The organism is Blastomonas sp., assembly GCF_041747255.1.
GTDB lineage: Bacteria > Pseudomonadota > Alphaproteobacteria > Sphingomonadales > Sphingomonadaceae > Blastomonas.
Window position 1 is genome coordinate 1 of the sequence record NZ_JBGTFM010000255.1, and the last position, 2,004, is coordinate 2,004.

At 60.9% G+C, this 2,004-nt stretch carries 2 protein-coding genes; one reads left to right on the forward strand and one right to left on the reverse strand.

Features of this window, described 5'->3' with window-relative positions:
• Positions 1–699: DJ-1/PfpI family protein (locus tag ACEW8G_RS08870; protein ID WP_373488067.1), on the reverse strand; the 699-nt coding region annotated here is incomplete at its 3' end.
• A gap of 124 nt (positions 700–823) precedes the next feature.
• On the opposite strand from ACEW8G_RS08870, the gene ACEW8G_RS08875 reads away from it, so the two are divergent.
• Positions 824–1,435 carry a carboxymuconolactone decarboxylase family protein gene (locus tag ACEW8G_RS08875; RefSeq protein ID WP_373488068.1) on the forward strand — a complete coding sequence of 204 codons (612 nt, stop codon included), beginning with the start codon at positions 824–826 and terminating at the stop codon, positions 1,433–1,435.
• The last annotated feature ends 569 nt before the right edge of the window (positions 1,436–2,004 follow it).

The window sequence follows — 2,004 nt, forward strand, 5'->3', positions numbered from 1 at the left end:
TGTCGAAAGGGTGGCGGCGATTTCGGCGACCGGCACGGCGCGTTCGAGCCGTGCGCCGACCAGCCGGATGAATTCTGCCACTACTGGATCAACGATTGGGATCTGCATCACCGACCCTTGCGCCGATTGCGGGCCGCGTCGAGGGCTGACCATGAAACCTCCTACCGCGTCGGCCACCTCGCTGCCAACCAACTGGCGCACCAGCGTTTGCATCAGTTCGATATGCGCCAGCGCGCCGCCGCCGGTCAGCACGCGGCCATCTTCGCACACCATCTGGCGATCATCTAAGATCACCGCAGGGAAGGCAGCACGGAATTGCGGGGCAAGCCACCAGCTCGTGGTCGCATTACCGCCGTCGAGCAGTCCCGCTTGCGCCGCAACGAAGGTGCCGGAACACGATGCCGCCACCCGACCGCCTTGTGCATGCACAGCGCTGACGATCTTGCACAGCAGCGCCCCAACGGAGCCTCCCATCAAAAGTGCGGGGGATTGTGCATGGGCATGGCCGAGACCGGGGATAACGACGGCGTGCCACGTCTGTCGCAGTGCCGCCTCCAGCGGGAGGGCCGAGGGCAGAATAATACCCGCGGTGGCCTCCGGAGCGGCGGCGAAGAGGCCGGTCTCGATCCGCGTCTGCGGAGCGAGAATGTGCACGGCATGAATCATGTCGAGGCTCACGGCGAGCGGCGCATTGATCATGCCATCGGCGCTTAGGATCGCAATTCTGATCATCTGTCGTTTATCGCATGAAATATGTCGTTTTCGCCACTGCTAAGTTGCATATGTTTCATTTAGCAGAGCCCAACATCGACAGGAGCTTGCCATGACTCACGCCATTCTCGATCTTCCCCTCGTCACCCCCTCCGCAGCGCGCGGCACTTCGATCGAACCGCTGTTCGAGGCCGGGCGCAAGGCCGGCAAGGGGATGTTACCCAACATGTATCAGGCAATGGCGAACGCGCCGGGCGTGCTGTCTACCTATCTCCACGGCTATTCCGAGTTTCACGCCACCTCGACCTTGACCAGCATCCAACGAGAAGTCGTATTTTTGGTGATCAGCGAGGAGAACGGGTGCGATTACTGCATGGCAGCGCATAGCCTAGTCTGCGACATGGCCGGCGTCCCACGGAAGGTGACCGATGCGATCAGAAATCGCGAGGCAATCCCCGATGACCGTCTGCAAGTGCTGGCCGATACCGTGCGCGAGCTCCTGCTCTCTCGCGGGCGCCCGTCACAGCAGGCCCTGCAGGAGTTCCTGGTAGCGGGCTATACGCAGGCCCAGATCCTCGAGATCGTCTTGGCGATAGCGGTGAAGACATTGTCGAACTACACGAACCACCTTTTTGAGACGCCGCTCGATGCGCCGTTCAAGGTCCGAGAGTATTCCGCCTATAAGCTAGGGCAAAAGATGGTGGAAGCGTTCCGCGCACAGTGAGTCGCCCGCCCTAGCGGCGCACATTGCTCCGTCTATGTTCTAGCACTGTGCCTTCTTAGGTTCGTGCGGCCCAAAAAATCACTTGCCACGCAAATGGCGGAAACGCTGTGGAATTTACCGGGCAAACTGCGTCAGCACGGTGCGCCGACTCCAGCCGAACCGTGGCGGAAGCCACCCATGTTCGCCCCCGACGAAAGTTCGCTTGGGGCGAGATAGCCAACGCACCCTTGTCGCGCGCGCAGAGAAACTTCCGGCGATGGGCTCACAGCGCGGATCAGTGCGGCTCCACAATGCATGTGGCCCAGCGGCTTGCAAACAATCTCCCATCATGAGCGGTCGTTGCGCGATCCCAAAACGAAAGGCAGCTCATGGGGAGACAAGTCGGTCATCTTAGCTGACGTGAACGACTGATGTTGGGTCGTTTGCAGACGGAACGGCAGCTTACCAGCACTCGGCGCCTAGAAGCCGCCATTCAGTTAGCGATCCATTGCGGACACTTCGCGCAGGTCTCGCGGCCATTGGATCCCGTGCTTGCGTTTGGATCACAGGGTCCGGCAAGGGTCTATGCG